This window comes from Marinovum sp. E3, from assembly GCF_055755275.1.
Map to the genome: position 1 here is coordinate 63056 of NZ_JBVTQV010000004.1, position 25108 is coordinate 88163.

Sequence of the window (25108 nt, forward strand, 5' to 3'; positions counted from 1 at the left end):
CCAAAGCCGCGAAAGGCGCCGGCCTCAGGTCGCCAAAGTCCGGCGCAACACGCCGGAGAAATGGTTGCGCAGCGCCGCGACCGCGCCGTCGGCATCGCCCGCCGCCACCCGGTCGATCACCTGCGCATGTTCGCGGAACGCCGTCGCCGTATTGGCGAGGTTGACGGATTCCGGCCGCAGCAAGCGAAACAGATACATCTTCTGCATCGTCCGGTCATAGTTCGCCGAAATCTGGCGGTTGTGGAACGCGGCGATGAGACTGCCATGAAACCGATCTTCCAACGCCTTGACCTCGATCCGGTAGCCCTCGGCGGTCTTTGCCCGTTCAGCATGCGCCAGGGTCTCGGCATGAAGCTGCGTCATCTCGGCCACCCAATTGTCCGGCGGCGCGTCCGCCAGCCGGCGCAGCCCCTCGCATTCCAGCAGCTCGCGATATTGGAAAGTGTCCCGCACAAAGGCGACATCGGGGTAGAAGATCTTGACGCCCACCCGCTTGCGCACCTCGATCAGCCCTTCCGCCTCGAGCAGCAGGCAGACCTCGCGCAGCCCGGCCAGCGAAATGCCCAGCACGTCGCAGAGCGCGCTCTGCTTGACCGTCTGGCCAAGCGAAAGCCGCCCTTCAACCAGCGCGTCAAAGAATTCTTGCACGCCCTGGGCGGCGTTCGAGGGCACTGGCGTCTGAGTGTTCACTGTCCGGTTCCTTCAAAAACAGTCTGCGGTCATTCTAACAGACTTGACTCCGCCGGAAACGACCTTTATCGATATCTAAGTCGATAACAGATATATTTAAAGAGCCGCAAAGGCAAAAAACGGCAGGGAGGGACAGATGGGAATGCGTGTTGCCATCGGCCAGTTCAACGAGATCACCACCGAAACCATGGCGTTTGCGCGGCAGCTGGGCATCGACAGCGTGCAGATGAACACGCCGCTGCTGCCGGGCGCCGACACCTGGGACGCCGCCGACGTTCAGCGCCTGGCCGATGCGGTGGCGGCCGAGGGCCTGAAGCTCGAGGCGATCGAAAACGTGCCGGTACATTTCTATGACAAGGTCATGACCGGCGCGCCGGGCCGCGAGGCGCAGATCGAGAACTATTGCGCCATCATCCGCGCCCTGGGCGCTGCCGGGATCGGCATCCTCGGCTACCATTTCATGCCCAACTCGGTCTGGCGCACCAACCGCCGGATCAAGGGGCGCGGCGGGGCACGCAATACCGGGTTCGATCTGGCCGAGGCGACGGCCGCGACGACGCGGGCCGAGGCCGAGCGGTTCCTGCCCAGTGTCCTGGGCGACCTCTCTGCCATGCCGCTGCGTTTCGGCGATGACGCCGGCATTTCCCACGACCAGATGTGGGACAATTACGCCTGGTTCCTTGACCGCGTGCTGCCGGTCGCCGAAGAGGCCGGCGTGCGGCTGGCACTGCACCCCGACGATCCGCCCGCCTCCGAGCTTGGCGGCGTCGCGCGGCTCTTTACCGGCGTCGAGAACTTCAAGCGGGCCGAAGCCCTGGCCAAGGACAGCCCCGCCTGGGCGCTGGATCTGTGCCTCGGCTCCTGTTCGTCGATGCTCGGCGGCGCGCAGACGGTGCGCGAGATGATTTCCCACTTCGGCCCGCGCGGCAAGATCGCCTATGTCCATTTCCGCGACGTGCAGGGCAGCGTGCCCCGCTTTGTCGAATGCTTCCTCGGCGAGGGCAATTTCAATCCCTCCGAGATGATCGGATTGCTGCGCGACAACGGGTTCGACGGCTTCCTGCTGGATGATCACGTGCCGCAGATCGAGAATGACAGCCCCTGGGGCCACCGCGCCCGGGGCCATGCCATCGGATATCTTCAAGGGCTGCTGAACGCCCATCCGCAACGCGAGGTCTGAGATGCTGGACGAACGGAATATCGACCTGATTGCGCTGGGGCGCGAGGTCTTTGTCAACGGAAGCTGGAGCCAGGAGGGCGCAACCGGCAGCCTCCTCGTCGACAATCCGGCCACCGGCGAGGTGATCTCGGAAACGCCGGATGGCGGCGCCGGGATGGCCGAAGCGGCGCTGGCCGCGGCCCGGGCCGCTGCGCCGGGATGGGCCATGACCCCGGCGATCGAACGCGGCCGCGCGGTGCAGGCGCTGGCCAAGGCGGTGCGCGACAATGCCGAAACCTATGCGCGGATCATCACCGCCGAACAGGGCAAGCCCATCGGCCAGGCGCGGGGCGAGGTTGCCGCCTGTGCCGAATTCCTCAGCCATGCGGCCTCGGGCGCGCGGCGGATTTCCGGCGATATCGTGGCCTCGGACAACCGCAACGAGGAAATCCATATTCGCCGCCATCCCTATGGCGTCGTTGTCGCCCTGACGGCCTGGAACTATCCGGCGGCCCTGGCCGGGCGCAAGGCCGGCCCGGCGCTGGTGGCCGGCAACACCCTTGTGCTGATGTCGCATGAGCTGACGCCGCTGTCGGGGCTGTTCCTGGCGCGTCTGGCCGAACAGGTCGGGCTTCCCGCCGGCGTCTTCAACGTGGTGACCGGGCGCGGCCCGACCCTGGGCGCGGCGCTTGTCTCCAGCCCCGAGACCGATCTGGTAACCATGACCGGCAGCCTGCGGGCGGGGCGCGACATCTATGCCGCCGGGGCCGCCGATCTCAAGGTGTTGCGGCTGGAACTCGGCGGCAAGGCGCCCTTCATCGTCATGGAAGACGCCGACATCGACGCGGCGGTCGATGCCGCGGTGGCCGCGCGCTTTACCAATTGCGGCCAGATCTGCACCTGCAACGAACGGATGTACCTGCACCGCGCCATTGCCGACAGCTTCCTCGAACGCTTCGTCGCCAAGACCCGCGCCCTGACCATGGACGATCCGATGCAGAATCCCGATCTCGGCCCCAAGATCAGCGCCGTCGAGGTCGACAAGGTCGCCGCCATGGTCGCCGCCGGCCGCGCCGCCGGCGACGAGGTATTGCTGGCCGGCGGCCCGCGCCACGACGGCGCCTTTGCCCAGGGCCACTGGTATGCGCCCACGGTGCTGGAAAGCCGCGATGCCCAATCGCCGCTGCTGCGCGACGAGATTTTCGGGCCGGTGATCTCGGCCCTGCGGGTCGATGGCTTCGACGAGGCGGTGGCGCTGGCCAATGCCAGCCGGTTCGGCCTCTCCGCCTATCTCTTTACCGAAGACCGTCACCGCCTGATGCGCGCGCCCGCCGCGCTGAAATTCGGCGAATTGTACCTCAACCGCAGCAATGGCGAGCAGGTTCAGGGCTTTCACACCGGCTGGCGGCACTCCGGCCTGGGCGGCGAAGACGGCGCCTACGGCTTTGACGGCTATTTCCGCAAACAGACAGCCTACAGCACCTGGGCATGACCCGCCCGGCTGCAAGACAGGATACCCCAAGATGAAACTCGTGCGATTTGGCCCTGCGGGCGCCGAGAAACCCGGACTTGTCGACGCCGATGGCGCCCTGCGCGATGCGTCGGCCCTCGTGCCCGATATCGATGGTGCCTTTCTGAGCCGCCTCGACGGGCTCGCGCTCGATGACATCGGCGCGCTGCCCATCGTCGAAGGCCAGCCCCGACTGGGCCCCTGCGTGACCGGCGTGGGAAAATTCATCGGCATCGGGCTGAACTATGCCGATCACGCCGCCGAAAGCGGGCTGCCGGTGCCGTCCGAACCGATTGTCTTTCTCAAGGCCAACAGCTGTCTGAGCGGCCCAAATGATGCCATCCGCCTGCCGGCCGGCGCGGCCAAGACCGATTGGGAGGTCGAGTTGGGCGTGGTCATCGGACAGGTGGCACACAATGTCCGCCCGGCGGACGCCCTGCGCCATGTCGCCGGATATTGCATCGTCAACGATGTCTCCGAGCGCAGCTGGCAGCTGGAGGGCACCGGCCAATGGACCAAGGGCAAGAGCGCCGACAGCTTCGGGCCGATCGGCCCCTGGCTGGTGACCGCCGACGAGATCGCCGATCCGCAGGCGCTGGGGATGTGGCTCGAGGTCAATGGCGTGCGCAAACAGACCGGCTCGACCGCGACGATGATCTTTTCGGTGGCCGAAGTTGTCAGCTATCTCAGCCGGCTGTTCACCCTGCACCCCGGCGATCTGATCACCACCGGCACGCCGCCGGGCGTCGGCATGGGCATGACACCGCCGCAATACCTGCGCCCCGGCGACCGGGTGCAACTCGGGATCGACGGGCTGGGCGCGCAGGGCTGCGCGGTCATCACCCGTGATACCGCAAGGCCGGTCACCGCCCCGGCCTGACCGGCACGGACATACAAACGCATGCCTGGAACGGTCCGTCCCCGCATCGCGCGTCTTTCATCCGGACCTTGGGAGGAGAACCATGAACACCAAACTTCTGTCATCCGCCGCCGCCGCGGCCCTGCTGCTGGGCACCGCCGCCACGGCCGATCTGTCGATCATGTACCGGTCGCAATTCGCCTCGCTGATCGAACCGGGGATCGAGGCCTACGAAGCCGCCACCGGCGAGGCCGTCGAGCGCATCCCGCTGCCCAACGAAGGCTATGACAACCGTATCGCCCTTGATGTTGCCTCTGGCACTGCGCCGGACGTGCTGCATATCGACACCGGCATGGTGCAGCGCCTGTCCGCCAATGGTGACCTTCTGCCGCTGAACGGGATGGCCGAGACATGGGATCAGTGGCAATTCTACCCGCAGCGCACGCTGGATGCGACCAGCCTGGACGGCAAGGTCTATGCGCTTCTGACCGACACCGACGCCCGGATGCTGTGGTATTCGGTCAAGGCCTTTGAGGCGGCCGGGATCGAAACCCCGTGGAAACCGCAGACATGGGACGAGTTGCTCGACACCGCCCGCAAGGTCAAGGAAGCGACCGGCACCGAAAACGCGCTGGTCGTGCCGGCCGGCACCAAGAACGAAGAAGCCACCACGATGCAGGGCTTCTACATGGTGCTGCTGGGCGCCGACACCCCCGAAGGCGACCGCAACCGCCTGCGCAACCGCGACACCGGCCAGTGGATCGGCAAGAGCCCGGCGCTGCGCCGCACCTTCGAGTTCTATGAAACGATCTACACCACCGATGCCCTGGCCGAACCCGGCGACCAGTACTCCAGCGACGTGGGCGCCATCATGCGCCCGGGGCTGATCAGCGGCGAGGTCGGCATCTGGGCCTCGGGGTCCTGGGAAAACAACTGCATCTGGGATTGCGGCGGCACCGACATTCCGCCGCAGGCCGAGCGGGACAAAGCAGTCTACTGGGCGCCCTTCCCCGGCTCCGGTGTCGCGGGCGCACCGGCCTATTCCAACATCTCCGCCGGCTGGACGGTTGGCGTCTCGGCCGCGACCGACCAACCGGAAGAGGCCAAGGCGCTGGTGGCCAAGATCTTCGACCGCGAGACGTTCGAGCCCTGGGTGATCGAGAACGGCCGCATGGCGGTGCGGACCGACATCGCGGAAACCCCGGCCTATCAGTCGGACAAGTTCTTTTCCGACGTGACGCCGCTGAACGACCAGACGACCAAGCGCGACGCGGTGCCGGGCTATTACTTCGTCTCGGCGCTGGTGCAGCAATCGACCGCCGATATCCTCGACGGGATCAGCGTCGACGAGGTGATGGAAACCTACCACGAAACGCTGATCGACGAATTCGGCGAAGATCAGGTGATGGTCATCGAAGACTGACCTCCCGGCCCGGTCCGGGCGCGCCCACCGCGCCCGGGCCGGCACTAGAACAGAAATCGAGGCCCCCATGTTCGACGATGCCAAACCCTGGATTCAGCGCGACTGGAAACTTGTCGCCGCAATGCTGATCCCCGCGATCGCGGTGATCGCCCTGCTGCTCTACATGGCAGGCTGGATCCTGGTGATGTCCTTTACCGACCTCGCGCTCTTTGGCCGCAAGGCCACGGAATGGAGCTTCGTCGGGTTCGACAATTACGAACGGCTGTTCAAGCGGCGCGGGTTCCTCAACTCGCTCTGGGTGACAACCGTCTTCACCGTCTTCTCGGCAATCATCGGCCAGAACATCCTCGGCTTTGCCATGGCGGCGGCACTGCGCAACACCGGCCGGTTCACCAAATCCTTTGTCGAGGGCGCGGTGATCCTGGGCTGGATCCTGCCCGATGTGGTGGCCGCCTACGTCTGGTCGGCGACCTTCACGGAAAACGGCCTGGTGGATCTGGCGATCCTGCAACCCTTCGGCATCGAAACCCGCAATTTCATCAACGACCACCCGCTGTTCGTGGTGATCGTCGCCAATGTCTGGAAAGGCGCGGCCTGGTCCTACATCCTCTATTCCGCCGCGCTCGACACCGTGCCGTCGGAAGTGGTCGAGGCGGCCCGGGTCGATGGCGCCACGCCGCTGCAACGGGCCTGGCATATCACCCTGCCGATCCTGCGGCCGCATATCGCCACCAACTGCCTGTTCATCACGATCTCCAGCTTCGTCTACTTCCCGCTGATCTATGCGCTGACCGGCGGCGGGCCGGGCCGCAAGACCCAGGTGCTATCGATCTTCGTCTACCAGGAAAGCTTTGCCGTCGGAAAGCTCGGCTATGGCTCGGCGATCTCGGTCGCAATGGTGCTGATCGTCGCCTTCCTGTCGATCTTCTATGTCCGGCTCCTCAAAGACCCTCGGTGATCTCTCATGACTGACACACGCAAATCCCCGACCCTCGCCCTGGCGCTGGCCCTCGTGGCGCTGTTCTGGATCAGCCCGCTGAGCTGGGTGGCCTTCAATGCGGTCGATCCGTTGGCCGACGGCACCCTGCGCTGGCCCCAGGCCTTCGGGCTGGCCAATTTCTCCAAGGCGGTGGCCGGCGAAAGCGGCCGGCAGTTCCTGAACTCGGTCTATGTCGCCCTGCTGACCTCCACGCTGACCACGGTTTTTGCCGGCCTCGCCGCCTATCCGCTGTCGCGAGTGCGCATTCCGGGGCGCAACGCCATCCTCTGGGCGCTGGTGCTCTTGCGCATGCTGCCGGCCACCGGGATCATCGTGCCGATCTTTTTCATGGCGCAATCGACCGGGCTGCTCAGCCTGACCGGGGTGGCGCTGGCGATCACCATGATCAACCTGCCGTTCACCCTGCTGCTGCTCAAGAACTTCTTCGACACGGTGCCGCTCGAGCTGGAGGAAGCGGCCTATTCCGAAGGCGCCTCGCTGTTCCGGATCCTGTGGAACGTGGTGCTGCCGATGTCGCGGGCGGGGCTCTCGGTGGTCTGGTTCTTTTCCTTCATCAACGCCTGGAACGAATTTCTGCTGCCGCTGATCTTTGTCCGCAAGACCGCCGATTTCCCGATGTCGGTGGGCCTGTTCAACTCGTTCGGCGAACACAGCTCCGTCGATTACGGATTTCTCGCGGCCTATTCGCTGGTCTACGCGCTGCCGGCGGTGGCGGTCTATTTCCTGCTGCGGCGCAATCTCAGCACCGGCTTTGCCGGCGTCGGGGTCAAGGGCTGATGCGGCGTGACACAACCAAAGAAAGAAGGGAGGCCGACATGACCGGCGTAGTTCTCAATGACGTTCGCAAATCCTACGGAGACCTTCAGGTCATTCACGGGATCGACCTGTCGATCGATCCGGGCGACTTCATTGTCTTCGTGGGCCCCTCCGGCTGCGGCAAGTCCACCCTGCTGCGGATGATCGCCGGGCTGGAACGGATCTCGGACGGCACGGTCAGCATTTCCGGCCGGGTGGTCAATGACGTCCCCGCCCCGGATCGCGGCATCTCGATGGTGTTCCAGTCCTATGCGCTCTATCCGCATATGACCGTGGGCGACAACATGGCCTTTGGCCTGCGCATCCGCCGCACCCCGGCCGAGCGCATCCGCGAGACTGTGGGACAGGCGGCCGAGGCCTTGCAGCTCGGACAATACATCGACCGGCTGCCCAAGGCGTTGTCGGGCGGCCAGCGCCAGCGGGTGGCCATCGGCCGCGCCATCGTGCGCGAACCGGAGGTCTTTCTCTTCGACGAACCGCTGTCGAACCTCGATGCGGCGCTGCGCAACCAGACCCGGATGGAGATCGCCCGACTGCACCGCGAGATCGGGGCGACGATGATCTATGTCACCCACGACCAGATCGAGGCGCTGACCCTGGCCACCAAGATCGCGGTACTGAAAGACGGCGAGTTGCAGCAATTCGACACGCCCGACCGGGTCTACAATCAGCCCGCCAACACCTTTGTCGCCGGGTTCATGGGCGCGCCGCCGATGAACCTTGTCGCCGCCGAGATCATCGCCGGCGACGGCGGCGCGGCGGTGGCCGTGCTGGAGCGCGCCGGCCAGCCCCCTGTCCACGTCGGCCTGCCGGCCTCCCGCAAGCGGCTTGTCGGCCGTCGCGTGGTGTTTGGTCTGCGGCCCGAAGCGATTTGCAGCGGCCCGGTCGGATCGCGGCCGGATCACGCCGAAATCGATGTCGATATCGATTATGTCGAGGTCACTGGCGCCGACCGGATCGCGGTGACCAATTTCACCTCCGGTCCCTTCTATGCCCGGCTGCCCGCCGATGCCGATGTGCATGAGGGCCGGCGCGCGCGCCTGAACTTCGACCGCGACAAGATCAATGTCTTCGACGCCGATACCGGCGCTCGCATCGCGGAGGAGACGCCATGAAGATCGCGGTAACCGGCGGCCAGGGCGGCTTTGGCCGCGTGGTGGTGCGCGAGGCGCGCGCCGCCGGTCATGCGGTGATCAGCATCGACCGCACGGCCGCCGTCGCGGAACCGGTCGATGGCGTGGAATATCGTGCGGCCGATGCGGCGGATTACGCCCAGGTCACCGCCGCGCTGACCGGCGCCGATGCGGTCATTCACCTTGCCGCCTTTCCGGCCGCCGGGCTGGCCCCGGACGACGTGACCCACAACAACAACGTCACCGCCAGCTACAACGTTCTGTTGGCCAGTGCCGAACTGGGCCTGCGCCGGATCTGCAACGCGTCGAGCGTGAATGCCATCGGCCATTCCTACAGCCGCGCGCCGGAATATGACTATTTCCCGATCGACGAAGATCATCCGACCCGCGCCGAGGATCCCTATTCCCTGTCGAAATGGCTGGGCGAGATGCAGGCCGATGCCATCGTGCGCCGCTATGACGGCATGAAGATCGCCAGCCTGCGCCTGCACTGGATCGTCGAGGATGTCGCCCGCGCCGCCCAAGCCTGGCAACAGGAACCCGACCCCGGCAAGCATCTCTGGGCCTGGACCCCGGCCGTGCCGGCCGCCCGCGCGGCGCTGCGGTCGCTGGAGGCGGATTTCGACGGCCACCAGCGCATGTTCCTGGTGTCGCACGCCACCACCGAGGCCACGCCAAGCCGCGACCTGGCGCGCCGGCATTTTCCCGGAGTGCGGTTGAAAGCCGGGTTCGACGGCACCGCCAGCTTCTTTGACAGCAGCCGCGCCCGCCGGCTTCTGGGGTGGTCGGCGTGACGGCACCGCTGACTCTGCTGATCGGAACCTATACCGAGGGTCCGTCGGGCCTTGGCGCCGGGCTCTACCGCTGCCCGGTCGTGGCCGCCACCGGCGCCCTCGGCGCCCCGCGCCGCATCGCCGCGCTGCGCAACCCGACCTATCTGGCCACGCATCCCGCTCTGGGCGGCACGCTCTATGCCATCGAAGAGACCGCGGCCCCGGCCCTGGTCCGCCTGCACCTCACAACCGGCGGCGCCCGCGTCCTTCAGCGCCGCAGGCTCACCGGATCGGGCGCCTGCCATCTGGCGGTGTCGCCCGATGGCCGCTACCTGGCGACCGCGCAATATCAGAGCGGCCATGTCGATCTTTTCAGCCTGGGCGGCGACGGCGCGATCGGCGCGCATCTGGCCGCCTTCCACGCCGAGGGCAACGGCCCCAACCCCGCCCGCCAGCGCGGACCGCATGCCCATTGCGTGCTGTTCCTGACCGACCCGGACGTTCTGGCCGTCGCCGATCTGGGGCGCGATTGCGTCACCCTGTTCGACCTGGCCGCCGGCGCGCCGGAGCTGCGCGCGAACACCGCCCGGCAGATCGCCTTCCCGCCCGGCTCCGGCCCGCGCCACATCACCCAGATCGCCGGCAGCGACGATCTCGCCGTGCTCTGCGAGCTCGACGAAAACCTGACGCTGCTGCGCCGCGACCAAGCCGGATGGCACCTCGCCTCCCGCAGGCGGGTCTTTCCGGCCACCCCACAGGACGGCGCCGCGGCCGCCCTGCGCACCGGGCCGACCGGCCTGCTGTATGCCTCCGGCCGCAGCGGACATGAAATCGCCTGCATCGCCTGCCCTGCCGGCCAGGCGCCAAAGGTGATCCAGACCGTGCCAAGCGGTGGGCATCATCCCCGCGACATCCTGCTGTCGCCCGATGGTCGCCTGCTGTTGGCGGCCAACCAGCACAGCCATTCGATCACCGCTTTCGCCGTCGCGCCCGACGGCCTGCTTCGCCAAACGCCCCATCGGGCCGAAATCGGCAGCCCCGCCTGCCTGATCTGGTCCACCGCCCCATCAGGAGACCTGCCGTGAAAATCGAAGCCATCAAGACCATCGTCACCTCGCCGGGGCAGAATTTTGTGACCGTGCGGATCGTCACCGAATGCGGTCTGAGCGGGGTTGGCGACGGCACGCTGAACGGCCGCGAACTGGCGGTCGCCTCCTATCTGGACGATCATGTCATTCCCTGCCTGCTGGGCAGGGATCCGCGCCGGATCGAGGAGATCTGGCAATATCTCTATCGCGGGGCCTATTGGCGGCGCGGACCGGTGACCATGGCGGCGATTGCCGCCATCGACATGGCGCTGTGGGACATCAAGGCCAAGGCCGCCGGCATGCCGCTCTATCAACTGCTGGGCGGCGCGTCGCGCCGGCATCTGATGACCTATACCCACGCCAGCGGCGCCACCATCGAAGACACCGTCGCCGCCGTCAGCGCCAAGGTCTCGGCCGGGTATCCGGCGGTACGCGCGCAATGCGGCATTCCCGGCCTGGGCGCCATGTACGGCGTGCATCCGCTGCATTCCGGCGATGCGGACGCGCCGAAACTGCCCGAAGAGCAGGTCTGGTCGACCTCGCGCTACCTGCAACATGTGCCGCAGCTCTTCGAGGCGCTGCGCGCGGCCGTGGGCTGGGATGTGCATCTGTTACATGACGTGCACCACCGGCTCACACCGATCGAGGCGGCGCGGCTGGGCAAGGATCTCGAGCCCTACCGGCTGTTCTGGATGGAGGATGCGGTGCCCGCCGAAGCCCAGGACAGCTTTCGCCTGATCCGCCAGCACACCACCACGCCGCTGGCGGTGGGCGAGGTATTCAATGCCATCTGGGACGCCCGCGAGCTGATTTCGAACCAGCTCATCGATTACATCCGCGCCACCAGCACCCATGCCGGCGGCGTGACCGGCCTGCGCCGGATCTTCGAATTCGCCGCCCTGCATCACGTGCGGACCGGATGCCACGGACCGGTCGACATTTCGCCGATCTCGGCGGGGGTCAACGCGCATCTGGGCCTCTGGGCACCCAATGCCGCGATCCAGGAATTCGCCGATTACAGCCCCGAGATGCACGCGATGTTTCCGCATGCCTGGACCCATCACCAAGGCTACATCCATCCCGGAGACGCGCCCGGCCACGGCGTCGACTTCGATGAAACCCTGGCCGGGGAACATCCCTACGAACCGGCCTATCTGCCGGTCTGCCGGCTCGAGGACGGCACGCTCTGGAACTGGTGAGGCGGCTGCGATCCGGCCGCCCGAACCGCGGCGACCCTGCATGTCCCGGCCACCAAACCGGCATTGGTGCCGGGACATGCTCCGCCGCCAGCAGGTCCGATGCGCGATACCGACGCTGACCCGAGACGCCCGGCGCGGCCCTGTCAGATCGGCAGGGCCGTGGTTTTCTTGACCACGTCGAGAATGACCGAACTTTCCATTTCCTGCACCCCGGGCAGGGTGACAAGCCGGTCCTGCACCAGCGCCTGATAATGATCGATATCCCGCACCACGACGTGCAGGTGATAATCGAACCCGCCCAGCAGCAGCACCGCATACTGGATTTCCGGGATCGCCCGGATTTCGCGGCGAAAGGCTTCGAGCGCGGGCCGGTCATGCTTGTTCAGCTTGACCCGCGCCACCACCAGCATGTTGAAGCCCAGCCGCCGCCGGTCGAGATCGACATTCTTGCCGCGAATGACCCCCATCTCCTGAAGATGGATGATCCGGCGCGAACAGGGCGATTGCGATATCCCCGCCTGTTCGGCAATCTCGGTCACCGTGCGGCTGCCATCGGCCTGCATCGCGCGCAGTATGCGCATGTCGGTTTCATCCAATTCCGGCATATTCTTCCCCCAAATATCGGACCTCATGGCTGTTTCATGCCGGAAGCAGGGGATCTTGTCCAGCTTTGGGAATTTCAGACCGGCCTGCCCGGCTAGTCTCGCGGTCAGCGAAAAGTCGGGCGGGAGGACACTATGACCGATGTTGTGATCTGTGGCGCGAAACGCACGCCCATGGGCGGCTTTCAGGGCGAGCTGAGCAGCCTTGCGGCGCCGGACCTGGGCGCCACCGCGATCCGCGGCGCGCTGGACGAGGCCGGCGCGGATGGCGCGGCCATCGACGAGACCCTGATGGGCATCGTGCTGCCGGCCGGCGTCGGCCAGGCCCCGGCGCGTCAGGCCAGCCTCGGCGCCGGGCTGCCGCTCTCCACCCCCGCCACGGCGATCAGCAAGGTCTGCGGCTCGGGGATGCAGGCGGTCATCCAGGGCGCGACCCAGATCCTCGCCGGCCACGCCAGCCTGGTTGTCGCCGGCGGCATGGAAAGCATGTCGAACGCGCCGTACCTCTCGCCCGCCACCCGCGCGGGCGCGCGGCTGGGCCATGCCAGAATGCTCGATCACATGTTCCTCGACGGTCTGGAAGACGCCTATGAGGGCGGGCTGATGGGCAGCTTCGCCGAGACCTGCGCCGGTGCCTACGATTTCTCCCGCGCCGCGCAGGACGCCTATGCCATCGCCTCGCTCGATCGCGCCCGCGCCGCCACCGAGGCCGGCATTCTCGCGGCGGAAATCGCGCCGGTGACCGTCACCACCCGCAAGGGCGCGGCGACCATTGCCACCGACGAGCAGCCGCGCAATGCCCGCCCCGAGAAGATCCCGATGCTGAAACCCGCCTTTGCCAGGGACGGCACCGTCACCGCCGCCAATGCCTCCTCGATCTCGGATGGCGCGGCGGCGCTGGTCCTGGCCGCGGACACGGCGGCGGCAGACCGGGGCCTGCCGGTTCGGGCGCGGATTCGCGGCTTTGCCGGCCACGCGCAAGAGCCCGGCTGGTTCACCACCGCGCCGATCGGGGCGACGCGAAAACTGCTCGACCGGCTCGGCTGGCGCACGGCCGATGTCGATCTCTGGGAGGTCAACGAAGCCTTTGCCGTGGTCGCCATGGCCTTCATGCAGGATCTCGACATCGATCACGACCGGCTCAACGTGCATGGCGGCGCCTGCGCGCTGGGCCACCCGATCGGCGCCTCCGGCGCGCGCATTCTCGTGACGCTTCTCAACGCGATGGAACAGCGTAAAGTGAAACGAGGCATAGCGGCGATCTGCATCGGCGGCGGCGAGGCGCTGGCGGTGGCGCTGGAACAGGGGTAATCCGATGACCGGCCTTCTGACCGAAGAACAGGGCATGATCCGCGACATGGCGCGGCAATTCGCGCGCGACAGGCTGGCCCCCGGGGCGGCGGCGCGCGAGGCGGCGGGCGTCATAGACCCCGGGATCATCGACGAGATGGCCGGCTTGGGTTTTCTCGGCATGACCGTGCCCGAAGAGACCGGCGGCGTCGGCGCCGATTACACCTCTTACGCGCTGGCGCTGATCGAGATCGCGGCGGCCGACGGGGCGGTCTCGACCATGATGTCGGTGCACAACGCGCCGTTCTGCGCCATCCTCCAGCGCTTCGCCACGCCCGCGCAACAGGAGAAATGGCTGAAACCGGCGGCCCGGGGCGAATTCATCGGCTGTTTCGCCCTGACCGAGCCCGGCACCGGCACCGATGCCGCGGCGATCACGTCGCGCGCCCGGCGCACCAACCACGGGTATGTCCTCGACGGCGCCAAGCAATTCATCACCTCGGCCCGGATCGGCGGCGCCACCATCGTCTTTGCAGTGACCGATCCCGAGGCGGGCAAGAAGGGCTTATCGGCCTTCTATGTCCCCCAGGACACGCCCGGCCTGACCGTCGGCGCGCCGGAGCACAAGCTCGGCCAGAAAGCCTCCGATACCTGCGCGCTCGGCTTCGAGGACATGAAGCTCGACCACGGCGCCCTGATCGGCGAAGAGGGCCAGGGCCTCGCCATTGCGCTGTCCTCGCTCGAGGCCGGCCGGATCGGCATCGCCTCGCAATCGGTCGGCATGGCCCAGGCGGCACTGGAACTGGCGGTGACCTATGCGCTGGAGCGCACCGCCTTCGGCAAGCCGATCTTCGAGCATCAGGCGGTGGCCTTCCGGCTGGCCGACATGGACGCCCGGATCGAGGCCGCCCGCCAGCTGGTGCTGCACGCCGCCGCGCTCAAGGACGCCGGCCGGCCCTGTCTGCGCGAAGCCTCGATCGCCAAGCTGACCGCCAGCGAGATGGCCGAAGGCGTCGTGTCCGACGCGATCCAGACGCTGGGCGGCTATGGCTATCTGGCGGAATTCCCGCTCGAGCGGATCTATCGCGATGTCCGGGTCTGCCAGATCTACGAAGGCACCTCGGACGTGCAACGCATCAATATCTCACGCGATCTGAAACGGAGGTTCCAGCAATGAAGCTAGGCGAACAGACCCCGGCCATCATCACCGGCGGCGCTTCGGGGCTCGGGGCGGCGGTGGCCACGGCCCTGCGCGCCGAGGGCGTGCCGGTGGGCATCCTCGACATGAACGCCGACGCGGGCGCGGAGTTTGCCCGCGACATCGGCGCCAGTTTCGCGCAATGCGACATCTCCGATCCCGCAGCGGTGACACCCGCCCTCGACAGCCTGCGAGACCGGCAAGGCCAGGAGCGGCTCTGCGTCAACTGTGCCGGGATCGCCCCCGCCGCCAAGACGATATCGCGCGGCGCGGCGCATGATCCGGCGCTGTTTGCCAAGGTGGTGGGCGTCAACCTGATCGGCACCTTCAATGTTGCCACGCAATCGGCGCTCGGCATGTCGCAGGCCGAACCGCTGAACGACGATGGCGAACGCGGCGTGATCGTCAACACCGCCTCGATTGCCGCCTACGAGGGCCAGATGGGCCAGCTTGCCTATGCCTCCTCCAAGGCCGGCGTGGTCGGCCTGACCCTGCCGATGGCGCGCGATCTGGCCAAGAGCGGCATTCGCGTCGCCGCCATCGCGCCGGGCATCTTTGCCACGCCGATGGTCACCGCCTTCCCGCAAGAGCTGCAAGACGCTCTGGCGCAGACCTCGGAATTTCCCCGCCGGTTGGGCCGGGTCGCGGAATTTGCCGAGCTGGTGATGCACATCGCCCGCAACACGATGCTCAACGGCGAGGTGATCCGTCTCGACGCCGCCACGAGGATGCAAGCCAAATGACCGGACAGCCCAAGCTCAATTTTCCCCATCCGCCGGCGCGTCCCGACCAGACGCCGAATTTCTCGGCCATCGAGATCCCCGCCGCCGGGGCGCTCGACGTGCCGCCGCTGGATCTGCAATCGGTCGACAGCCGCGATTATGCCAACGGCATGATCCGGGTGCTGGATGACGAAGGCACGGCGGTCGGCCCCTGGGCCGAGTACATCGCCGATCTCGACAGCGATGCGCTGCTGCAAGGCCTGCGCGACATGCTGCGGATGCGCGCCGTCGACAAGCGGCTGCTGAACGCCCAGCGGCAGGGCAAGACCTCGTTCTACCTGCAATGCACCGGCGAAGAGGCGATCGGCTGCGGCTTTCAGCGGCAATTGTCCGGCGGCGACATGAACTTTCCCACCTATCGCCAGCAAAGCCTGCTGATCGCCGCCGATTATCCGCTGCGCGACCTGATGGGGCAGGTCTATTCCAATGGCTGCGATCCGCTGGAAGGCCGGCAATTGCCGATCATGCATTCCTCGCGCGATTACGGCTTCTTCAGCATCTCCGGTAACCTCGGCACCCAGTATATCCAGGCCGTCGGCTGGGCCATGGCCAATGCCCTGAGCGAGACCGGAGAGATTGCCGCCGGCTGGATCGGCGACGGCGCCACGGCGTCGAACGATTTCCACGCCGCGCTGCTCTGCGCCTCGACCTATCGCCCGCCGGTGATCCTCAACATCGTCAACAACCAATGGGCGATTTCCACCTATACCGGCGTCGCCACCGGCGGCGCGCGCACCTATGCGGCGCGGGCACGGGGCTATGGCATTCCGGCGCTGCGGGTCGACGGCAACGATTACCTCGCCGTGGCGGCGGTATCGAAATGGGCCGTGGCGCGCACCCGGGCGGGCCATGGCCCGGTGGCGATCGAATGGTTCACCTATCGCGTCGCCGCCCATTCCACCTCGGACGACCCCTCGGCCTATCGGGCAAAGGACGAGGCCGCGGCCTGGCCGCTGGGGGATCCGGTCGCGCGGCTGAAGACCCATCTGATCGGCCGTGGCGCCTGGTCCGAGGAGCGCCATGTGCAGGCCGAGGCCGAGATCCTCGACGAGGTCACCAAGGTGCAGAAGGAGGTCGAGGCGCAGGGCACCTTCGTGAACCCGCAACCGACCTCACCGGCCACGATCTTCAAGGGCGTCTATGCCGAGATGCCCGCGCATCTGCGCCGCCAGCGCCAGGAAATGGGGTACTGAGATGCCGCGAATGACCATGATCGAAGCCCTGCGCGACGCGATGGACGTCAAGCTGGCGCAGGACCCCAAGGTGCTGATCTTTGGCGAGGACGTGGGCTATTTCGGCGGCGTCTTCCGCTGCACCGCCGGGTTGCAGGCCAAACATGGCGAGGAACGGGTGTTCGACACGCCGATCAACGAAAGCGCCATCGTCGGCATGGCCGTGGGCATGGCGGCCCAGGGCATGCGGCCCTGCGTCGAGGTGCAGTTTGCCGATTACGTCTATCCCGCCTTCGACCAGATCACCCAGGAGGCCGCGCGCCTCCGGTATCGCTCGAACGAAACCTTCACCTGCCCGCTGGTGGTGCGCATGCCCACCGGCGGCGGCATCTTTGGCGGCCAGACCCACAGCCAGAGCCCCGAGGCGCTGTTTACCCATGTGGCCGGGCTCAAGGTGGTGATCCCCTCGACGCCCTATGACGCCAAGGGCCTGCTGATCGCCGCCATCGAAGACCCGGACCCGGTGATCTTTCTCGAACCCAAGCGGCTCTACAACGGGCCGTTCCACGGCGATCACGCCGGCAAGTCCACCGGCTGGTCGCAGCACCCCGCCGGCGAGGTGCCCGAAGGCCATTACAGCATCGATATCGGCACCGCCGAGGTGCGCCGCGCCGGCACGGATGTTACCGTTCTGGCCTATGGCACCATGGTCTATGTCGCCGAAGCCGCCGCCGAACGCGCCGGCGTCGACGCCGAGATCATCGACCTGCGCAGCCTGCTGCCGCTCGATCTCGACACCATCCGGGCCTCGGTGGAAAAGACCGGGCGCTGCGTGGTGGTGCATGAAGCCACCCGCACCAGCGGCTTTGGCGGCGAACTGATCGCCGAGGTGCAGGAGGCCTGTTTCTGGCACCTCAAGTCGCCGCTGCAACGGATCACCGGCTGGGACGCGCCCTATCCGCATGCCACCGAATGGGATTACTTCCCCGGGCCCGACCGCGTGGCGCGCGCCCTGACCAAAGCGATGGAGGACTGAATGAATATTCTTTCCGTCAAACTGCCCGATGTGGGCGAAGGCGTGACCGAGGCCGAACTGGCCGAATGGACCGTCAAGGTCGGCGATATCGTCAAGGAAGACGATGTCATCGCCGCCGTCATGACCGACAAGGCGACGGTGGAAATCCCCTCGCTCTACGACGGCCGGATCACCTGGCTCGCCGGCGAGGTCGGGGATGTGCTGGCCGTCGGCTCGGATCTGGTGCGGATCGAAACCGAGGCCGAGGCGGTGGCCGGCGACACCCCCGAGCCCATCGCCGAGCCGGCCCCCGACCCAGGCCCCGACCCCGCGCCCGAACCGCCGTCAGAGACCGCCGAGGCCCCTGCCCCGGCGCCGCGGAAACCCGCCCCGGCGACACCCGCACAGCCCGGGCCGCCACGCGCCGAAGGCCAGGCGCCGCTGGCCTCGCCCTCGGTGCGCGCCCGCGCCCGCCAAGGTGGCCTCGATCTGCGGCAGGTGCCCGGCACCGGCCCGGCCGGGCGGATCACCCATGACGATCTCGACACCCTGTTCGACCAGCCGCCCCGGGGCCGACAGCCGGGCGCCGCCGCCGGGCGCGCCAAACGCAGCGGCACCCAAGAGATCAAGGTCATCGGCATGCGCCGCAAGATCGCCGAGCGCATGGCGCTGGCCAATCAGCGCATCCCGCATATCACCGTGGTCGAAGAGGTCGATGTCACCGCGCTCGAGGATCTCCGCACCCGGATGAACGCCACCCGTGGCGACCGCCGCAAGCTCACCGTCCTGCCGCTTGTCGCGGCGGCGCTGGCGCGGGCGGTTGTCGACCACCCCGAGATGAACGCCCATTACATGGACGACGAGGGCCATGTGCTGCGCCACGCCGGGGTGCATGTCGGCATGGCGACGATGACCGAGGCCGGGCTGGTGGTGCCGGTGCTGCGCCATGTCGAGGCGCTGGGCCTGTTCGAGATCGCCGCCGAGATCGCCCGGCTCTCCGAGGCCGCCCGCGCCGGCAAGGCCGGGCGCGACGAGCTGACCGGATCGACGATCACCATCACCTCGCTCGGCCCGCTGGGCGCCCTGGCGACCACGCCGATCATCAATCACCCCGAGGTCGCCATCCTGGGCATCAACAAGATGGCCACCCGCCCGATGTGGGATGGCAGCCAGTTCGTGCCGCGCAAGATGATGAACATCTCGGCCAGTTTCGATCACCGGGTGATCGACGGCTGGGACGCCGCGGTCTTTGTCCAGCGCATGAAAACCCTGCTGGAAACCCCGGCGCTGATCTTTGTGGAGGCGTAAGCGATGAAAACCGAAAGCTGCACCCTCCTGATCATCGGCGCCGGCCCCGGCGGATATGTCTGCGGCATCCGCGCCGGTCAACTGGGCCTCGATACCATCGTCGTCGAAGGCGACCGCCCCGGCGGCACCTGCCTCAACGTCGGCTGCATCCCCTCCAAGGCGCTGATCCACGCGGCGGATGAATTTGCCAAGGTCAGCCAGTTCGCCGGCGACAACGAGCTGGGCATTTCCACCACCGCACCCCGGATCGACCTCGCCAGAACCCTTGCCTGGAAGGATGGCATCGTCAAACGGCTGACCGGCGGCGTCTCGAGCCTGCTGAAGAAATCCGGCACCAGGGTCGTCTCGGGCACTGCCCGCATCCTCGACGGCAAGACCGTCGAGGTCGCCACCCGGGACGGGCCCCGGCGCATCAGCTGCGAACATCTGGTGATTGCCACCGGCTCGAAACCCTTGGAACTGCCCGCCCTGCCCTTCGGCGGGCCGGTGATCTCCTCGACCGAGGCGCTGGATCTGCAAGAGCTGCCGAAGCGGCTGACCGTGGTCGGCGGTGGCTATATCGGGCTGGAAATCGGCACCGCCCTGGCCAAGCTCGGCGCCGAGGTCACGGTGGTCGAGGCCGCCGACCGCATCCTGCCGCAATATGACGCCGAGCTGACCAAGCCGGTGATGGCGCGGCTCGCCGCACTCGGGATCACCCTGCATCTTTCGGCCCGGGCCGGCGGCCTGACCGACGAGGGCCGCGCCCTGACGGTCGAGAGCGCCGAGGGCCGGCAGGAAATCGCGACCGACAAGGTGCTAGTCACCGTCGGCCGCGCGCCGGTGACCCGGGGCTTCGGGCTGCAAGACCTCGGTCTGACGATGAACGGCGAATTCCTGGCGATCGATGACCGATGCGCCACCTCGATGCGTGGCGTCTATGCCATCGGTGACGTGACCGGCGATCCGATGCTGGCCCATCGCGCCATGGCCCAGGGCGTGATCGTGGCCGAGCATCTGGCCGGCCAGCCCGCGCTCTGGGACAAGCGCGCCATTCCGGCGGTCTGTTTCACCGATCCCGAAATCGTCACCGTCGGCCAGCTTCCGGGCGACGCGGCCGCCGATGTCCAGACGGCGGTTTTCCCCTTCGCCGCCAATGGCCGGTCCCTGACGGTCGAACGCAGTGACGGGTTCGTGCGCATTCTCCACGCCGCCGATACCGGTCTGGTTCAGGGCATTCAGGCGGTGGGCACGGGGGTTTCGGAACTGGCCGGCGAATTCGCCCTGGCCATCGAGATGGGCGCCACGCGGACCGATATCGCCGAGACGATCCATGCCCATCCGACGCTCTCCGAGACGGTTCAGGAAACCGCGCTCAAGGGCCTCGGCCGCGCCCTGCATATCTAGACCGGCGGGCGCGCGCAGGCCCTGCTCCGGTCTGCGCGCGCCCGAGCCTCAGCCAAACCGGCCGCTGCGCTCCAGCACCTCGATCTCGTAACCGTCGGGATCGGTGACAAAGAAGAACCGCGCCACCAGCGTGCCGCCCGGCGCGAACTCCACCAGCTTGCGCGGCTTCAGCCCCGCGCGCTCGAACCGCGCGTGTTCGGCCGCCAGATCCTCGACCGAGACCGCGAAATGGCCATAGCCGTCGCCCAGGTCATACGGCGTGTCGCGGTCCTTGTTCACCGTCAGCTCAAGCTCGAAGCCGCTTTCGGCGTTCGACAGATAGATCAGCGTGAAACTGTCGAAATCCAGCCGGTCCGCCACCTCGAGGCCAAAGGCCGTCCGATAGAAGGCGACCGATCGCGCCTCGTCGCGGACGCGGATCATGCTGTGGATGGCTCTGGCCATGGGATACCTCGGAAATCTGTGTCGGTTTCGCCCCACATGCGCCGCCGCGGGACCGGGGTCAACCGCCCGGGGCATGCGCCCCCGGCCGGCAGGAATTTGCCGGCGCCCCGCCCGGGGCACGGCGGCCCGCCGCAGGCCGGGCCGCGACATAAAACCTTCAAATGACTTTGCCCCGGCCGCGCCCTATCTCCTTGGCGCAGAAGCCGGGCGGGCGCCGCGCCGCGCCCGGCAGCAAAGGAGAGACCCGATGAAAATCGCAGTTCTTGGCGGCGATGGTTTCTGCGGCTGGCCGACCGCGCTTCACCTGTCCGACGCCGGACACGAGGTCCATATCATCGACAACCTCTCGCGCCGCTGGATCGATACCGAGCTGGGCGTGCAATCGCTGACCCCGATGGACAGCATCCAGGAACGCTGCCGGATCTGGAAGCAGGAAACCGGCCGCAGCTTGCAGTTTCACCTGCTCGACCTGGCCCGCGACTATGACCGGCTGCGGCAATGGCTGGCCGAACACCGCCCCGAGGCGATCGTGCATTTCGCCGAACAGCGCGCCGCGCCCTATTCGATGAAATCCGACCGCCACAAGGTCTACACCGTCAACAACAACGTCAATGCCACCCACAACCTGCTGACGGCGCTGGTGGAAACCGGCATCGACGCGCATCTGGTGCATCTCGGCACCATGGGGGTCTATGGCTATTCCTCGGTCGGCGCACCGATCCCCGAGGGCTATCTCGACGTCGATATCGACACGCCTGCGGGCAAGAAGGGGCAGGAGATCCTGTACCCCACCCGCCCCGGTTCGGTCTATCACATGACCAAATCGCTCGATCAGATCCTGTTTCAGTTCTATGCCCAGAACGACGGCCTCAGGATCACCGATCTGCACCAGGGCATCGTCTGGGGCACCCATACCGAGCAGACCCGCCGCCACGAACAACTGATCAACCGCTTCGACTACGACGGCGATTACGGCACGGTGCTGAACCGCTTTCTCATCCAGGCCGCCATCGGCTATCCGCTGACCGTGCATGGCACCGGCGGCCAGACCCGCGCCTTCATCCACCTGCAAGACAGCGTGCGCTGCGTCGCGCTGGCGCTGTCGGATGCGCCGCAGGCCGGCGAACGGGTCAAGATCTTCAACCAGATGACCGAAACCCACCGGGTGCGCGACCTGGCCGAGCTGGTGGCGCGCCAGACCGGCGCCGAGGTCGCCTATCTGCCCAACCCGCGCAAGGAAGCGGCGGAAAACGACCTTTTGGTGAAAAACGAGCAATTCCTCGCCTTGGGGCTAAAGCCCACGACCCTGGCCGAAGGGCTTCTGGCCGAGGTGGTCGAGGTGGCGCAGAAATACGCCCACCGCATCGACCGCAGCCGCATCCCCGCAATCAGCGCCTGGACCCGCGACATCGGCAGCCGGGTCGAGACCGACCCGGAACACAAACGCCTCAAATCCGTGTCATGACCGTCCGCGCCTATGTGACCCTGGTCACCAACGCCGATTTTGCCCGCGGCGCCCGCGCGCTCCTGCGCTCGCTGGCGCTGACCGGCACCACCGCCGACCGCGTGGTGATGCACACCGGCGGCGTCCCGGCCGAGGCGCTGGCCCCGCTCGAGGCGCAGGGCGCCAAGCTCTGCAAGGTCGCGCTCCTGCCCACCTCGGAGGCCTTCAACCAGCGCCACGGACGCCGCGCGCTGCACGGCGCCGCGCCGTTCACCAAGGGCGAGAAACCGGCCTTTCACACCCCGCTCGACAATTTCGCCAAGCTGCGGCTCTGGCAATTGCCTTATGACCGGGTGGTGTTTCTCGATGCCGACACGCTGGTCCTGCGCAACATCGACCGGCTGTTCCGCTACCCCGAGTTCTGCGCCGCCCCGAATGTCTACGAAGGCCTCGCCGATTTTCATCGGCTGAATTCCGGCGTCTTCACCGCCCGGCCCGATCCCGCCACCTTCGAGGCGATGCTGGCCCGGCTCGACACACCCGGGGCCTTCTGGCGCCGCACCGACCAGACCTTCCTGCAAGACTTCTTCCCCGGATGGCACGGGCTGCCGATCACCATGAACATGCTGCAATACGTCTGGTTCAACCTGCCCGAGCTCTGGAGCTGGGACCACATCCACGTGCTGCACTACCAATACGAAAAGCCCTGGCAAGACCACGCCAAGGCACCCCGCCTGCACCCGCTGATCGATCTCTGGCGGGCCTATGCCGGCGACGGGCCGGTGCCGGATCTGGCCGGCCTGCCCGCCCCGACATGAAAATCGCCCTGACCGGCGCCACCGGCCTTGTCGGTCGCTTCATCGCCAGCGAGATCACCTCGGCCGGCGATTGCCTGCTGCCGCTCTCCCGGCCCGGCTATCACCTGGGTGCCCGCCCCGATCTCGCCGGCTGCGACGCCCTCGTCCATTGCGCCTTTGCCCATGTCCCCGGCCGCTATCGGGGCGGCGAAGGCGACGACCCCGAGGGGTTCGTCCGCGCCAATCTCGACGGCTCCCGCGCGCTCTTCGAAGCCGCGCGAAAGGCCGCGGTGCGCCGGGTGATCTTTGTCAGCAGCCGCGCCGTCTATGGCGGCCATCCCCCCGGCACCGAGCTGAACGAAGCCCTTCCGCCGCGCCCCGACACGCTTTATGGCCAGGTCAAATGGCAGGCCGAACAGGCGCTGGCCGACATGGCCTCCGAGAGCTTTCGCCCCGCCGTGCTGCGCGCCACCGGCGTCTATGGCCCGGGCCCCGCGCACAAGTGGCAACAGCTCTTCGCCGAGTTCCACGCCGGCCAAGAGATCGCCCCCCGCCGCAGCACCGAGCTTCATGGCGCCGATCTCGCCCGCGCCCTCCGCCTGTTGCTTGCCAGCGACGCCACCGGGCCGTTCAATGCCTCTGACATCCTGCTCGACCGCCACGATCTCCTGACCCGCGTCGCCAGGCTCACCGGCACCCGCCACAAGCCGCCTGCCCCGTCAGATGCCGTGGTCAGCGTGATGCGCTGCGACCGGCTGCATGCCCTCGGCTGGCGGCCTTCCGGCTTCTCTGGCCTCGCCGCCGCGCTGCCCGCGATGGTCGCCGACGGCCCCACCGGCTGACAGGCCCTCGGCCCGTCATTCGCAGGTCACCCGCACCTCGCGCACCCCCTGCCCGCTCACCGCCGCCAAAAGCCGGCTGTGGTAATGCGTGGTCACATATTCCGCCAGGAACCGCGACGGCGCCAGCAGGGTCAGGATGCCGCTCTCGACCCCGACCGGCACCAGCGGCGCGAACCAGGCCCCCCAGACCGCCGGGTCCTGCGCCTGAAGCTGCGTCGCCGCCCGCGCCCAGCCGCTGCCATCCTCTTCCGGCAACGCCGCTTCGCGGCGCAGCGGCACCACGTTGCTGGCCTCCGGCGCGGGGTCCGGTGCGGCCACCATTCGGGCGGCGAAATCCGGGCCGACAGCCTGCCAATGCGGCATGGTGATTGCCAGCACGCGCGGCAACTCGATCCGGTATTGCGCCACCCGGCCGCGCGCCGCCGGCACATGCACCGCGATCCAGCCACGCGCCCGCATCTCGGCGATCTCGCGTTTCGCGGTGCGTTCGGTCACCCCCCACATCCGCGCCATCTCGCGGCGACCAACAGAGAAAGTGCCGCTGCGCCAGTTGAACCGGGCGGTGATCAGCAAGGAGAGTCGCAGCGCCAGCCGTGCCTCGGTGGCCTCGCCCTGCGCCGCCGTCACCAGCAACGCGGTCAGAATGTCGTATTTGAGTGCCGCCGATCCCGGGCCGGTGATGTTCCGTGCCCCGTCCAACAGGCCACTGCGCCCGTTCTGCATGGTCTTCCCTCGTCAGCGCCAGAGGCGCGGTGACTGCCTCGCCGGTCGGCGCCTCCCCGATCTGTGCCGAGGTGTTTAAAACGCTTTTCCCGATCTTGCAGTGATTAGCGTTGGAATGGCCGCCTTTGTCAAGGATTCGAGTGGGTTTCGGCAAAACTGAAAAACCAGAGAGAAAGAAAATGGGTATGATATTGGTAATGGGGGACGTTTAGAATGTCCCCCTAAATCCTCTGGATGTCCCCTCAAGATGTGGCGGGCGCCTGTGGGACGTCCCCCCAAATGCTCCGGTCGGTGGCAGTCCTGGGCCCGGGTCTTGCGAATCGGGGGCCCGCTGTCCGCGCCCTGCCTGACTGGGCTTTGCCGAAAGGCGACACTCTCTATATCGGCAAAATAACCATCTCGACAGAAATGGCAAATTAAGCGTAAATCGGCATTGAGCAGAAATTAACGTCCGA

At 67.1% G+C, this 25108-nt stretch carries 24 protein-coding genes; 20 read left to right on the forward strand and 4 right to left on the reverse strand.

The annotated features are described in order from the left end of the window. Positions 1-24: 24 nt before the first annotated feature. Positions 25-690 carry a GntR family transcriptional regulator gene (locus AC0J5K_RS20490; RefSeq protein WP_283638592.1) on the reverse strand — a complete coding sequence of 222 codons (666 nt, stop codon included), beginning with the start codon at positions 688-690 and terminating at the stop codon, positions 25-27. Between the two features lie 136 nt (positions 691-826). On the opposite strand from AC0J5K_RS20490, the gene AC0J5K_RS20495 reads away from it, so the two are divergent. From AC0J5K_RS20495 to manD, 10 genes are all read left to right on the forward strand, one after another. After that, positions 827-1870, forward strand: coding sequence for a mannonate dehydratase (locus tag AC0J5K_RS20495; RefSeq protein WP_074837652.1), 1044 nt, complete (start codon positions 827-829; stop codon positions 1868-1870). 1 nt (position 1871) lies between these two features. Next, entirely contained in the window at positions 1872-3341 is a 1470-nt protein-coding gene (locus AC0J5K_RS20500) for an aldehyde dehydrogenase family protein (RefSeq protein WP_074837653.1), read from the forward strand. A 31-nt stretch (positions 3342-3372) separates the two neighbouring features. Continuing rightward, positions 3373-4239: a fumarylacetoacetate hydrolase family protein gene (locus tag AC0J5K_RS20505; RefSeq protein ID WP_074837654.1), complete on the forward strand. Its 867-nt coding sequence runs from the start codon at positions 3373-3375 to the stop codon at positions 4237-4239. Between the two features lie 82 nt (positions 4240-4321). Then, entirely contained in the window at positions 4322-5641 is a 1320-nt protein-coding gene (locus AC0J5K_RS20510; RefSeq protein ID WP_074837655.1) for an extracellular solute-binding protein, read from the forward strand. Positions 5642-5708: 67 nt separating this feature from the next. Further along, complete coding sequence (locus AC0J5K_RS20515; RefSeq protein WP_048535345.1) at positions 5709-6599, forward strand: carbohydrate ABC transporter permease; 891 nt, start codon at positions 5709-5711, stop codon at positions 6597-6599. 6 nt (positions 6600-6605) lie between these two features. Beyond that, positions 6606-7418: a carbohydrate ABC transporter permease gene (locus AC0J5K_RS20520; protein WP_048535347.1), complete on the forward strand. Its 813-nt coding sequence runs from the start codon at positions 6606-6608 to the stop codon at positions 7416-7418. 38 nt (positions 7419-7456) lie between these two features. Next, a complete protein-coding gene (locus tag AC0J5K_RS20525; protein ID WP_048535387.1) occupies positions 7457-8572 on the forward strand; it encodes an ABC transporter ATP-binding protein in 1116 nt (371 codons plus the stop codon). Then, positions 8569-9384 carry an NAD-dependent epimerase/dehydratase family protein gene (locus tag AC0J5K_RS20530; RefSeq protein ID WP_048535349.1) on the forward strand — a complete coding sequence of 272 codons (816 nt, stop codon included), beginning with the start codon at positions 8569-8571 and terminating at the stop codon, positions 9382-9384. Before AC0J5K_RS20525 ends, AC0J5K_RS20530 begins: the two co-directional genes overlap by 4 nt. Further along, entirely contained in the window at positions 9381-10448 is a 1068-nt protein-coding gene (locus AC0J5K_RS20535; RefSeq protein WP_420398494.1) for a lactonase family protein, read from the forward strand. The genes AC0J5K_RS20530 and AC0J5K_RS20535 overlap by 4 nt, the downstream gene beginning before the upstream one ends. Further along, entirely contained in the window at positions 10445-11650 is a 1206-nt protein-coding gene (manD, locus tag AC0J5K_RS20540; protein WP_048535351.1) for a D-mannonate dehydratase ManD, read from the forward strand. Before AC0J5K_RS20535 ends, manD begins: the two co-directional genes overlap by 4 nt. A gap of 143 nt (positions 11651-11793) precedes the next feature. On the opposite strand, the gene AC0J5K_RS20545 is transcribed toward manD, so the two are convergent. After that, on the reverse strand, positions 11794-12255 hold the full coding sequence (locus AC0J5K_RS20545; RefSeq protein ID WP_048535353.1) for an Lrp/AsnC family transcriptional regulator: 462 nt from the start codon (positions 12253-12255) through the stop codon (positions 11794-11796). 132 nt (positions 12256-12387) lie between these two features. On the opposite strand from AC0J5K_RS20545, the gene AC0J5K_RS20550 reads away from it, so the two are divergent. From AC0J5K_RS20550 to lpdA, 7 genes are read left to right on the forward strand one after another with little or no spacing between them, the layout of a single operon-like run. Continuing rightward, on the forward strand, positions 12388-13563 hold the full coding sequence (locus tag AC0J5K_RS20550) for a thiolase family protein (protein WP_420398495.1): 1176 nt from the start codon (positions 12388-12390) through the stop codon (positions 13561-13563). Between the two features lie 4 nt (positions 13564-13567). Further along, entirely contained in the window at positions 13568-14719 is a 1152-nt protein-coding gene (locus tag AC0J5K_RS20555; RefSeq protein ID WP_283638587.1) for an acyl-CoA dehydrogenase family protein, read from the forward strand. After that, positions 14716-15483 (forward strand): SDR family NAD(P)-dependent oxidoreductase, encoded by a 768-nt coding sequence (locus AC0J5K_RS20560; RefSeq protein WP_048535359.1) that lies wholly within the window; start codon positions 14716-14718, stop codon positions 15481-15483. Before AC0J5K_RS20555 ends, AC0J5K_RS20560 begins: the two co-directional genes overlap by 4 nt. Further along, positions 15480-16715 carry a thiamine pyrophosphate-dependent dehydrogenase E1 component subunit alpha gene (locus AC0J5K_RS20565; RefSeq protein ID WP_074837660.1) on the forward strand — a complete coding sequence of 412 codons (1236 nt, stop codon included), beginning with the start codon at positions 15480-15482 and terminating at the stop codon, positions 16713-16715. Before AC0J5K_RS20560 ends, AC0J5K_RS20565 begins: the two co-directional genes overlap by 4 nt. Before the next feature lies 1 nt (position 16716). Next, positions 16717-17730, forward strand: coding sequence for an alpha-ketoacid dehydrogenase subunit beta (locus AC0J5K_RS20570; protein WP_074837661.1), 1014 nt, complete (start codon positions 16717-16719; stop codon positions 17728-17730). After that, complete coding sequence (locus tag AC0J5K_RS20575) at positions 17731-19017, forward strand: dihydrolipoamide acetyltransferase family protein (protein ID WP_420398496.1); 1287 nt, start codon at positions 17731-17733, stop codon at positions 19015-19017. Between the two features lie 3 nt (positions 19018-19020). After that, complete coding sequence (lpdA, locus tag AC0J5K_RS20580) at positions 19021-20403, forward strand: dihydrolipoyl dehydrogenase (protein ID WP_420398497.1); 1383 nt, start codon at positions 19021-19023, stop codon at positions 20401-20403. A 48-nt stretch (positions 20404-20451) separates the two neighbouring features. Here the strand turns inward: lpdA and AC0J5K_RS20585 are convergent, their stop codons facing one another. Then, on the reverse strand, positions 20452-20847 hold the full coding sequence (locus AC0J5K_RS20585) for a VOC family protein (RefSeq protein WP_420398498.1): 396 nt from the start codon (positions 20845-20847) through the stop codon (positions 20452-20454). Positions 20848-21094: 247 nt separating this feature from the next. Here AC0J5K_RS20585 and AC0J5K_RS20590 point away from each other — a divergent pair, with 247 nt between their 5' ends. Genes AC0J5K_RS20590 through AC0J5K_RS20600 form a run of 3 tightly spaced genes read left to right on the forward strand, consistent with a single transcriptional unit; the run spans position 21095 to position 23930 of the window. After that, the gene (locus AC0J5K_RS20590; protein WP_420398499.1) at positions 21095-22312 is read left to right on the forward strand and encodes an NAD-dependent epimerase/dehydratase family protein; all 1218 of its coding nucleotides are present in this window, start codon (positions 21095-21097) and stop codon (positions 22310-22312) included. Next, entirely contained in the window at positions 22309-23109 is an 801-nt protein-coding gene (locus tag AC0J5K_RS20595) for a glycosyltransferase (protein ID WP_074837666.1), read from the forward strand. Before AC0J5K_RS20590 ends, AC0J5K_RS20595 begins: the two co-directional genes overlap by 4 nt. Next, positions 23106-23930 (forward strand): NAD-dependent epimerase/dehydratase family protein, encoded by an 825-nt coding sequence (locus AC0J5K_RS20600; protein ID WP_074837667.1) that lies wholly within the window; start codon positions 23106-23108, stop codon positions 23928-23930. The genes AC0J5K_RS20595 and AC0J5K_RS20600 overlap by 4 nt, the downstream gene beginning before the upstream one ends. A gap of 15 nt (positions 23931-23945) precedes the next feature. On the opposite strand, the gene AC0J5K_RS20605 is transcribed toward AC0J5K_RS20600, so the two are convergent. Continuing rightward, positions 23946-24653 carry a DnaA N-terminal domain-containing protein gene (locus AC0J5K_RS20605; RefSeq protein WP_283638581.1) on the reverse strand — a complete coding sequence of 236 codons (708 nt, stop codon included), beginning with the start codon at positions 24651-24653 and terminating at the stop codon, positions 23946-23948. Positions 24654-25108 lie beyond the last annotated feature (455 nt).

What these genes read in the sequence shown, in the direction of transcription:
- AC0J5K_RS20495 (WP_074837652.1), top strand. Translation starts at nt 827, where the DNA reads ATGGGAATGCGTGTTGCCATCGGCCAGTTCAACGAGATCACCACCGAA.
- AC0J5K_RS20500 (WP_074837653.1), top strand. Translation starts at nt 1,872, where the DNA reads ATGCTGGACGAACGGAATATCGACCTGATTGCGCTGGGGCGCGAGGTC.
- AC0J5K_RS20505 (WP_074837654.1), top strand. Translation starts at nt 3,373, where the DNA reads ATGAAACTCGTGCGATTTGGCCCTGCGGGCGCCGAGAAACCCGGACTT.
- AC0J5K_RS20510 (WP_074837655.1), top strand. Translation starts at nt 4,322, where the DNA reads ATGAACACCAAACTTCTGTCATCCGCCGCCGCCGCGGCCCTGCTGCTG.
- AC0J5K_RS20515 (WP_048535345.1), top strand. Translation starts at nt 5,709, where the DNA reads ATGTTCGACGATGCCAAACCCTGGATTCAGCGCGACTGGAAACTTGTC.
- AC0J5K_RS20520 (WP_048535347.1), top strand. Translation starts at nt 6,606, where the DNA reads ATGACTGACACACGCAAATCCCCGACCCTCGCCCTGGCGCTGGCCCTC.
- AC0J5K_RS20525 (WP_048535387.1), top strand. Translation starts at nt 7,457, where the DNA reads ATGACCGGCGTAGTTCTCAATGACGTTCGCAAATCCTACGGAGACCTT.
- AC0J5K_RS20530 (WP_048535349.1), top strand. Translation starts at nt 8,569, where the DNA reads ATGAAGATCGCGGTAACCGGCGGCCAGGGCGGCTTTGGCCGCGTGGTG.
- AC0J5K_RS20545 (WP_048535353.1), bottom strand. Translation starts at nt 12,255, where the DNA reads ATGCCGGAATTGGATGAAACCGACATGCGCATACTGCGCGCGATGCAG.
- AC0J5K_RS20550 (WP_420398495.1), top strand. Translation starts at nt 12,388, where the DNA reads ATGACCGATGTTGTGATCTGTGGCGCGAAACGCACGCCCATGGGCGGC.
- AC0J5K_RS20555 (WP_283638587.1), top strand. Translation starts at nt 13,568, where the DNA reads ATGACCGGCCTTCTGACCGAAGAACAGGGCATGATCCGCGACATGGCG.
- AC0J5K_RS20560 (WP_048535359.1), top strand. Translation starts at nt 14,716, where the DNA reads ATGAAGCTAGGCGAACAGACCCCGGCCATCATCACCGGCGGCGCTTCG.
- AC0J5K_RS20565 (WP_074837660.1), top strand. Translation starts at nt 15,480, where the DNA reads ATGACCGGACAGCCCAAGCTCAATTTTCCCCATCCGCCGGCGCGTCCC.
- AC0J5K_RS20570 (WP_074837661.1), top strand. Translation starts at nt 16,717, where the DNA reads ATGCCGCGAATGACCATGATCGAAGCCCTGCGCGACGCGATGGACGTC.
- AC0J5K_RS20575 (WP_420398496.1), top strand. Translation starts at nt 17,731, where the DNA reads ATGAATATTCTTTCCGTCAAACTGCCCGATGTGGGCGAAGGCGTGACC.
- lpdA (WP_420398497.1), top strand. Translation starts at nt 19,021, where the DNA reads ATGAAAACCGAAAGCTGCACCCTCCTGATCATCGGCGCCGGCCCCGGC.
- AC0J5K_RS20585 (WP_420398498.1), bottom strand. Translation starts at nt 20,847, where the DNA reads ATGGCCAGAGCCATCCACAGCATGATCCGCGTCCGCGACGAGGCGCGA.
- AC0J5K_RS20590 (WP_420398499.1), top strand. Translation starts at nt 21,095, where the DNA reads ATGAAAATCGCAGTTCTTGGCGGCGATGGTTTCTGCGGCTGGCCGACC.
- AC0J5K_RS20595 (WP_074837666.1), top strand. Translation starts at nt 22,309, where the DNA reads ATGACCGTCCGCGCCTATGTGACCCTGGTCACCAACGCCGATTTTGCC.
- AC0J5K_RS20600 (WP_074837667.1), top strand. Translation starts at nt 23,106, where the DNA reads ATGAAAATCGCCCTGACCGGCGCCACCGGCCTTGTCGGTCGCTTCATC.
- AC0J5K_RS20605 (WP_283638581.1), bottom strand. Translation starts at nt 24,653, where the DNA reads ATGCAGAACGGGCGCAGTGGCCTGTTGGACGGGGCACGGAACATCACC.